We start from the raw sequence: 9,002 nt of genomic DNA on the forward strand, positions 1-9,002 counted from the left end.
GATTAAACAAAAATATGTCATAAAGTTTCCGTGCAGCCGGGGAGATAGCGGTGCCCTGTACCTGCAATCCGCTCTAGCAGGGGTGATGTCTCACCCAGGGCTGTCTATTGTAGGGCTGCCCCTGATAAGTGGCGATGACGTTTGGGTCTTACGCAACAGATCTTCATGAACCGTGTCAGGGCAGGAATGCAGCAGCACTAAGTGGAACCTTCTGTGTGCCGTGAGGGTGCCTGGACCGAGTTAACTGTCAGGGTAACGCCTGTGATAGCGGTTCAAAGTGAGACGCACGGATTAAATATAAAGAATTTTCAGACGCCGGAGAGCAGGGAACTGCTTTGCGGTGTCTTTTGCAATCTGCAATTCCCATTTTTAATATTTTCTTACGTTTCTTATGAAATAAAGTTTTCCCTTGCCCCGCATTCCCCTTTGTATTATAATTATAAAATGGGTATAATACTACCTATTTCCCAATGACAAATCTAATCAAAAAGAGGTGTGCTTTCATGATAAGAATTGGAATGCTTACAAGCGGAGGCGACTGCCAGAGCCTGAATGCAACCATGCGCGGCGTGGCAAAGGCACTGTACCGGCTGTCCGATGATGTGGAGATTGTTGGATTTGAGGATGGTTACAAAGGGCTGATTTATGCGAACTACCGTGTGATGAAGCCGGAAGACTTTTCCGGAATCCTGACAACGGGCGGGACCATTCTCGGCACCTCCAGACAGCCGTTTAAACTGATGCGGACGCCTGATGAGAACGGTCTTGACAAGGTGGAAGCTATGAAGCATACCTATAGAAAGCTGAAACTGGAATGCCTGGTGGTGTTAGGCGGCAATGGGAGTCAGAAAACGGCCAATCTCCTTCGGGAGGAAGGGCTGAATGTGGTATCCCTTCCCAAGACCATTGACAATGATTTGTGGGGAACCGATACTACCTTTGGTTTCCAGAGCGCCATCAATGTGGCCACCAATGCCATTGACTGCATCCACACAACAGCGGCTTCTCATGGACGAGTCTTCATTGTGGAAGTCATGGGACACAAGGTAGGCTGGCTCACCCTGTATGCAGGGATTGCAGGCGGGGCTGACATTATCCTGCTTCCGGAGATCCCCTATGATCTGGGTATCGTAGTGGAAGCATTAAAAACCAGGACCAAAAACGGCAAAAAGTTTTCTATTCTTGCTGTGGCGGAAGGGGCAATTTCCAAGGAAGATGCCTGCCTGACGAAGAAGGAATTAAAGGAAAAGAAGAAGGCCGTGGTTTATCCTTCTGTGGCATATGAGATCGGGGCTCAGATCACGGAGCGCACCGGACAGGAAGTGCGGGTTACCGTACCAGGCCATATGCAGAGGGGCGGCGATCCATGCCCCTACGACAGAGTGCTTTCCACCCGCCTTGGAGCAGAAGCAGCAAAGCTTATAAATAACAAAGAATACGGATATATGGTGGCGGTGGATAACAATGAGATTGTTAAGACACCCTTAGCCGATGTAGCCGGAAAATTAAAAACCGTCGATCCGAAAAACTCTATTGTTAAGGAAGCCAAGATGATAGGTATCAGCTTCGGCGACGAATAAGGAGTCTACAAGCATGTCATATACGGCATTGTATCGGAAATGGCGCCCTTCTTCCTTTTCGGATGTAAAGGGCCAGGACCATATCGTACAGACACTGAAAAACCAGATAGTAGCCGGGCGTGTCGGACATGCGTATCTGTTTTGCGGCACAAGAGGAACCGGTAAGACCAGTATTGCCAAGATATTTGCCAAGGCAGTCAACTGTGAACACCCGGCAGACGGAAGTCCCTGCGGGGAATGCCGGACCTGTAAGAACATCGCAGCCGGCGCTTCTCTTAATGTGGTGGAAATCGACGCTGCTTCGAACAATGGCGTAGAAAATATCAGGGAGATAAGGGATGAAGTCCAGTATCCCCCCACAGAAGGCAAATACCGGGTTTACATCATCGATGAGGTTCATATGCTTTCCACAGGAGCATTTAATGCCCTGTTAAAGACGCTGGAAGAACCCCCATCCTATGTGATATTTATTCTGGCTACCACGGAAGTCCAGAAGATTCCGGTAACGGTTCTGTCCCGGTGTCAGCGGTATGATTTTAAGCGCATTACGGTGGAGACCATTGTAGAGCATTTAAAAGAACTGACAGCCGCAGAACAGATCCAGGTGGAAGACCGGGCCCTTGCCTATATTGCCAAAGCCGCTGACGGCGCACTGCGTGATGCCTTAAGCCTTTTAGACCAGTGCATTGCCTTTCATTACGGGGAGCTTCTTACCTATGATAATGTTTTGGATGTGCTGGGAGCCGTGGACATCACCGTGTTTGGAACCATGTTCCGGGCAATTGTGGAAAACCGGACAAAAGACTGCATCATCTGTCTGGAAGAGATGGTGATCCAGGGGCGGGAGCTGGGCCAGTTTGTCATTGATTTTATCTGGTATTTAAGAAACCTTTTAATATTAAAATCCGTGGACAATGGAGAAAATCTTCTGGATATGTCAACGGAGAACCAGAACCTTTTAAAAGAGGACAGCGATCGTACGGATAACGAGACGCTTTTACGGTATATCCGGGTGTTTTCGGATCTGTCCAATCAGCTTCGCTATGCTTTCCAGAAACGAATCCTCATTGAGGTCGCCCTGATCAAGCTGACCCGCCCTCAGATGGAACAGAATTTAGATTCCATACTTCAGCGGATCAGCAATATTGAAAAGCAGTTGGAAAGCGGTATCGTGGTAAATACTTCCCCGGACAGCTTAAAAGCGGCGGAAGGAAAAGACGGCAGTAATGCCCCTGTCCACGAATTAACCCCTGCAGAGCGGGTGGCGCTTCCCAAGGGCCAGTTAGAGGATCTAAATCTGATCCGGGGCGAATGGGGGAAGATCATACGGGAGCTGGGAGGACCTATCCGGGCCAGTTTCCGGGATACGGTGGTAGAGCCTGCCGGAGAGAGCTGTCTTTGCATTGTCTTTTCCGATCAGAGCAATTACATGATCGGAAGCAGGGAGGCAACCGTTGCAGAGGTTGAACGGTATGTGGAAGACCATTACCAAAAGTCCATAACCTTTAAGACAAGGCTTCGGGGCGGAGGAGAACGGTCTGATACCATTTACGTCAGCGATGAAGAGTTACAAGCCAATATTTTAATGGATATAACAATGGAAGATTAAAATTATAAAAATAGCAGGAGGATACACACCATGGCAAAACGTGGCGGTTTTCCAGGCGCAATGCCTGGTAATATGAACAATTTAATGAAGCAGGCCCAGAAAATGCAGCGTCAGATGGAAGAAACAACAAAGGAGCTGGAGGAAAAGGAATATACGGCTGCAGCAGGCGGGGGAGCCGTGTCAGTCACAGTTTCAGGCAAAAAAGAAGTGACTGGGGTTAAATTATCCAAGGAAGTTGTGGATCCGGATGACATAGAAATGCTGGAAGATTTAATTATGGCTGCTACCAATGAAGCGTTCCGCCAGATGGAAGAGGACAACAGCTCTGCCATGGCTAAGCTCACTGGCGGTCTTGGCGGATTAGGCGGAGGCTTTCCGTTCTGATTATGAATTACTACAGCAGTCAGATAACCAGATTAATTGAAGAGCTGTCCAGGCTTCCGGGCATTGGCAGTAAATCCGCACAGCGCCTGGCGTTTCATATCATCAACATGCCGGAAGAACAAGTGGCGGGCCTTGCTTCATCCATTACAGAAGCAAAACGAAATGTACGCTACTGCAAGGAATGTTTTACCCTGACGGATCAGGAGCTGTGTCCTATCTGCCAAAGCGAAAAACGCAATCACAAGATGATCATGGTAGTAGAGGACACCAGGGACTTGGCCGCTTATGAAAAAACAGGAAAGTTCGATGGCGTTTACCACGTCCTGCATGGGGCTATCTCCCCTATGCTGGGAATAGGACCTGGTGACATAAAGCTGAAGGAACTGATGCAGAGGCTGCAAGGAGATGTGGATGAGGTGATCATTGCCACCAATTCCAGCCTTGAGGGAGAGACGACAGCCATGTATATCAGCAAGCTGATCAAGCCCACAGGGATCAGGGTTACCCGTATAGCCAGCGGAGTTCCCGTTGGAGGAGACTTAGAGTACATAGATGAGGTGACATTGTTACGGGCCCTGGAAGGCCGGGTGGAACTGTAGCTCATTTGCCTTGTCAGGAGATGCAGGTTGAAAGAAAAACATCTTTCAACCTTGAGTTTATGAATCAGCGGGATATGCACGCATATCCACTTGATTCATTAGGAGACAAATAATGGATAAGTACGAGTTTAATATAAAGGTTGAACAGATTAAAAAACTGGTCGGCAAAAACGACTATGAGACGGCTATGAAGATAGCCGACACAATAGACTGGAAGAGAGTCCGCAACACCAATTTGCTTTCCATGGTTGCCATGGTTTATGAGAAAAGTGAGGATTATCAGGAAGCCAAGGAGATCCTTCTCCAGGCTTTTGAACGTGCCCCTATTGGGAAACGTCTTCTTTATAAGCTGGCAGAGCTGGCGATCAAAGAGGGAAATATCGAAGAGGCAGAAGCCTACTATAAGGAATTTGGCGACTTGGCCTCCGACGATCCCAGACAGCAGTTGCTTCGCTATATGATCTTAAAAGCAAAAGGAGCTCCGGCCCAGCAGCTTATCCATTCCCTGGAATCCTATACCAGCGTGGAACTGGATGAAAAATGGCTGTATGAGCTGGCTGAGCTGTACAGCCTTGCAGGCGTTCCTGACCGCTGCGTGGAGACCTGCGACCGGATCATGCTGATGTTTGGCCTTGGAAAATATGTGGACAAGGCCATGGATTTAAAAATACAGTATGCACCCCTTACCAACTACCAGGTGGATCTGGTGGAGAACCGGGACAAATACGAAGCCAAGCTGCGGGCGGTTGAGCAGGAGTATAGCGCCGGAAGAAGGCCGGTTCCAGAGCCGGAGCCGGCAGAAGAATATTATGAAGAAGAACCGGAGACTGTCGGGGAACCGGCCATGTCATTTGGAGAGAATCCTGTGGAAGAGAATCTGGAAGCAAGGCTTCAGGATGCCGCGGTCCAGGAAAGGCTGGCCAGGGAAATGTCCAAAATCTCCTATGAAGAACCCATAATCCAGGAAGAGTCCAGGCTGGAACACACAAGAGTGCTGGAGGATATCCGAAGAGTGGGCCGTGCCGTGACTGACATACCAAGATCCAGAGGCATTTATGCGTCCGAGAATGGAGAGTCTCTTCCCTATCATCCGGAGCCTGTTTTTGAGGAAGAAGAGCCGGAAGGCCCTGGAATGGAAGAATCTTCTATTGAAGGACATTATGACGAAGAAATGGAATATGACGGTTATGTCATGGAAAATGCAGAACCTGATGATTCCGGACTGCAGTTCGCCGCCACATCCGAGAACTTTCAGGAATCCGGTAATGAGCCGGAGGCTGATTACGACTATGATGAAAATGAATATGACCAGCCGGATGAATCCTATTATGAGCCAGAAGGGGCGTTAGAGCCGCCTTATGCATCCCTAACTCCATCCTTGGAAGAGGAGGACACCCCGGTCTGGAATCAGAACTTTAAGAATTTTGACAGTGAGGATAGCCTGGAGTTTGAAGACCTGTATGAAGAAGTGGAGTCGGAGGAGACGCCGGTTCAAAACCATCTTATGATAGAGGCAAAGACTCAGGAAAAAGGACTTCAGATGGCTGTAGAAGCCTTAAAACAGATTCACAATGAAAGCGGCGTAAAGAATCCGGTAGCAAAAATTACCGGTTCCAAGCTGTCTAAGCGGGGAGTATTGGCCTCTGCGGAAAAGTTGGCGGGAAAGGACCTGATCATTGAGGAAGCCGGAGATCTAACCCGGGAAGCGCTGGCAGATTTGAATGAATTGATGGACCGGGATACCAGCGGAATGATCGTAGTTCTCATTGATAATCCCAAGCAAATGGAAACACTCCACCGGGAGCATCCTGTACTGGCAAGCAAATTTGAGTGCATCGGAAGCGGAGAAGGAGAACCGGTTTTCTTTGTAAGAGAAGTCCTGGGGGAGGAAAGACCGGTTAAGGCCCCTAAGGCGCCGGCCTACAAACCTTTCACCCCTGTGGTAAAAGAAGATATAAGAGAAGAATCCTATGGAGATTACGAAAGCCAGGAGTATCATTATGAGCAGGATTCCCGGCAGGAGAATCATTACGGGGAAGACAGTGTCTGTGAAGACGATGGTTTCTATGAAGAAGAGGAAGAAGAATTACGCCCGTCTGTCCGGGACGAGGAAGGCCCTGGTTTTCAGGGAGAAGAAATGGATATTGACGAATTCGCCCAGTATGCCTGCCGCTATGCCAATGAGATCGACTGCAGCATTACCGGAAAAAGCATGCTGGCACTGTACGAAAGAATCGAGATTCTGGAAGAAGATGGCCTTCCTCTTAACAGGGCCAATGCGGAAAGCCTGATCGAAGAAGCGGCTGACCGTGCGGAAAAGCCTTCCCTTGGAAAACGGATCAAAGGTTTGTTTTCTACAAAATATGATAAAGACGGCCTTCTTGTTTTAAAAGAGGAACATTTTATTTATTAAGTTGAGGTATTAAAGGTGGATATTAGACTTATTGCACTTGATTTAGATGGAACTCTGTTAGACAGCAAAAAGCGTCTCTCCCCTGCCAACCGGCAAGCACTGATCCAATGTGTTCAAAAAGGGATCTGGGTGGTTCCGTGCACAGGACGGACAGTACATGGGATACCTGCAGAAGTAAAAGATATCTCCGGGATCCGTTACGCGATTACCACCAATGGGGCGGTCGTTGAAGATATGGAAGAACAGAGAGTGATTGACACCCAGATGTTATCCTGGGAGCATGCTCTGGAACTTTTGCGCATGGTGGATTCCTACCGTGTCATGTACGATCCTTACATAGACAGGCGCGGGATCACGGAGCCTCGTTTTTATGAACATTTATCAGATTATGGCCTGACGTCCGAATTACAGGAAATGGTCTATCAGACCAGGGATGTCCATCCCAACATTATAGAATTCGTGGAAAAGAGCCGTAAGCCTGTGGAGAAGATCAACCTGTTCTTCCCTGATATGGAAGAGCGGGACAGACTAAGAGCTGAATTGGAGAAGAGAGGAGATGTTTTGATCACTTCTTCTATTCCCAACAATCTGGAGATCAATGCATTCGGTGCGACAAAAGGAGAGGCGATCCTGAGACTGGCTTCCCATTTGGGGATCAGTGAAAAGCAAACCATGGCCATAGGGGATGGAGAAAACGATTTTTCCATGATCCAAAAGGCTGGAATCGGAGTGGCCATGAAAAATGGAAGCAAGGAACTCCTTGCGGCTGCCGATTATATAACGGATACCAATGATGAAGACGGAGTGGCCTCCGCCATTAACCGATTGATATTCGGAGCAGAAGGTTGAAAGAAAATATTTTTAAACCTTGAGTTTGTGAATCAACTGGATATGCTTGCATATCCAGTTGATTCATTAGGAGACAAATTATGACGAAGCTGTATATGGAAAACTGGTTATCTGTGGTGGCCGGAATCTATCTTTTAGGAATGGTCCTTTATGGCCATTACAGAGGATTTATCCGGCTGGTGGTATCAATGCTGGCGGTGGTCTTATCTCTGACCGTTGTCCGGGTCTCTTTACCCACTGTAACAGGGTTTTTAAAAGAAAATACGGGTCTTCAACAGACCATTTCAGATAACATGAAAAAATCCATGGGCCTGGAGCCGGAAGAAAGCCCTTCCGGAGAAGTCTTGGAAGCGCCTTCTGCCCAGCGCACGGTGATTGAAAGCCTTAAGCTCCCCCAAAATGTTAAAAATGCTCTCATTGAAAATAACAACAGCGAAGTGTATCAGATGCTGGGAGTTCAGGCCTTTACAGACTACATTGGAAGCTATCTGGCTGATGTGATCCTTAATTCTGCAGGATTTGTCCTGCTGTTTGCCGGGATCTACCTGTTTTCAAGGTTGGTCATGAGGTGGCTGGATATCATTGCCAGGCTCCCCATTCTATCAGGGATCAATAAAATAGCAGGCGCCCTGCTGGGAGGCCTGGAGGGACTGGTATTTCTATGGATCACCTGTCTGCTAGTCACCGCTTTCTCCGGAACGGAGTGGGGCCTTGTATTGACCCGGCAGATTGAAGCCAGTAAATGGCTGTCCTTTTTATACAGCCATAATTTCCTGAATCTGATGGTTTTAGGGGTATTGCGGGGCTTTATATAAGAAGGAAGTTGTGGCTATCATATATTCAATTAGAACAAATCTGCAAGCAAAGGTATGATTACCTCTGTTTGCAGATCGTTCTAGCCACCACTAGATATAGCGAAATTCAAGAAGCGTACTTATATATAGTGGTAATGAAATCATTGGAAAAATTGTTCGAGTTAATGGCACAAATTCCCTTGACAAGATTATATGGACATGTTATATTAAAGACCCGGTGCGAGACAGAGCGCAAGGGCAATCAATTAAAACAGATTGAATAAAATAAAAAAGTTGTTGACAAAAAAGCGGCTACATGATATAGTAAGTGAGTTGCCGATAAAGAAGACAGCAACACAACAGCACTTTGAAAACAGAAGATTGAACAGTATGTAAAACCCTGAAAATTCTAATAAAATAAGCCATGTTTGATGGCTTTGAATGAGAACAATTCAGAACAAATACAAGCAATTGTATACGAACCAAACAACAAGTAAAACGGGAAAAAAATTAGCTAGTTAGTTGATTTTGACCCCGGATTGAACCGAATGGCAAGTCCAAGCGGTACGCTCATGAAGCTTTGCTTCATTCGCTACCATTTGCTTCGCAAATGTTCGGAGATTTGCAAAAAAGTCCTTATGAAAGCTCGCTTTCAACAGACTTTTTCACCAATCACCGACCGCTTTCAAAGACTGTATGCTTAAATTTGAGAGTTCGATCCTGGCTCAGGATGAACGCTGGCGGCGTGCTTAACACATGCAAGTCGAGCGAAGC

7 protein-coding genes, 1 rRNA gene and 1 other RNA gene are annotated in these 9,002 nt (G+C 47.3%); all 9 read left to right on the plus strand.

Translation table 11 applies throughout. The annotated features are described in order from the left end of the window. The first annotated feature begins 28 nt into the window (after positions 1-28). Positions 29-290: signal recognition particle sRNA large type (gene ffs, locus ACYVD3_RS15040), an RNA gene on the plus strand. Positions 291-503: 213 nt separating this feature from the next. Then, positions 504-1,580, plus strand: a complete 1,077-nt coding sequence (locus ACYVD3_RS15045; RefSeq protein WP_460643302.1) for a 6-phosphofructokinase — start codon at positions 504-506, stop codon at positions 1,578-1,580. Positions 1,581-1,593: 13 nt separating this feature from the next. After that, a complete protein-coding gene (gene dnaX, locus ACYVD3_RS15050; RefSeq protein ID WP_460643303.1) occupies positions 1,594-3,189 on the plus strand; it encodes a DNA polymerase III subunit gamma/tau in 1,596 nt (531 codons plus the stop codon). Between the two features lie 30 nt (positions 3,190-3,219). Further along, a complete protein-coding gene (locus tag ACYVD3_RS15055) occupies positions 3,220-3,573 on the plus strand; it encodes a YbaB/EbfC family nucleoid-associated protein (RefSeq protein WP_460643304.1) in 354 nt (117 codons plus the stop codon). 2 nt (positions 3,574-3,575) lie between these two features. After that, the gene (gene recR, locus ACYVD3_RS15060; protein ID WP_460643305.1) at positions 3,576-4,172 is read left to right on the plus strand and encodes a recombination mediator RecR; all 597 of its coding nucleotides are present in this window, start codon (positions 3,576-3,578) and stop codon (positions 4,170-4,172) included. 112 nt (positions 4,173-4,284) lie between these two features. Then, positions 4,285-6,585: a tetratricopeptide repeat protein gene (locus ACYVD3_RS15065; protein ID WP_460643306.1), complete on the plus strand. Its 2,301-nt coding sequence runs from the start codon at positions 4,285-4,287 to the stop codon at positions 6,583-6,585. Between the two features lie 15 nt (positions 6,586-6,600). Next, a complete protein-coding gene (locus ACYVD3_RS15070; RefSeq protein ID WP_460643307.1) occupies positions 6,601-7,434 on the plus strand; it encodes a Cof-type HAD-IIB family hydrolase in 834 nt (277 codons plus the stop codon). Positions 7,435-7,514: 80 nt separating this feature from the next. Beyond that, complete coding sequence (locus tag ACYVD3_RS15075; RefSeq protein WP_460643308.1) at positions 7,515-8,249, plus strand: CvpA family protein; 735 nt, start codon at positions 7,515-7,517, stop codon at positions 8,247-8,249. A gap of 681 nt (positions 8,250-8,930) precedes the next feature. After that, positions 8,931-9,002 (plus strand): 16S ribosomal RNA (locus tag ACYVD3_RS15080); the annotation flags it as partial.

The sequence above is a fragment of the Lacrimispora brassicae genome (genome assembly GCF_054772055.1).

Bases quoted from the DNA above. Each gene is read 5' to 3' on its own strand.
- ACYVD3_RS15075 (WP_460643308.1), top strand. From the start codon at position 7,515: ATGACGAAGCTGTATATGGAAAACTGGTTATCTGTGGTGGCCGGAATC.
- recR (WP_460643305.1), top strand. From the start codon at position 3,576: ATGAATTACTACAGCAGTCAGATAACCAGATTAATTGAAGAGCTGTCC.
- ACYVD3_RS15055 (WP_460643304.1), top strand. From the start codon at position 3,220: ATGGCAAAACGTGGCGGTTTTCCAGGCGCAATGCCTGGTAATATGAAC.
- ACYVD3_RS15045 (WP_460643302.1), top strand. From the start codon at position 504: ATGATAAGAATTGGAATGCTTACAAGCGGAGGCGACTGCCAGAGCCTG.
- dnaX (WP_460643303.1), top strand. From the start codon at position 1,594: ATGTCATATACGGCATTGTATCGGAAATGGCGCCCTTCTTCCTTTTCG.
- ACYVD3_RS15065 (WP_460643306.1), top strand. From the start codon at position 4,285: ATGGATAAGTACGAGTTTAATATAAAGGTTGAACAGATTAAAAAACTG.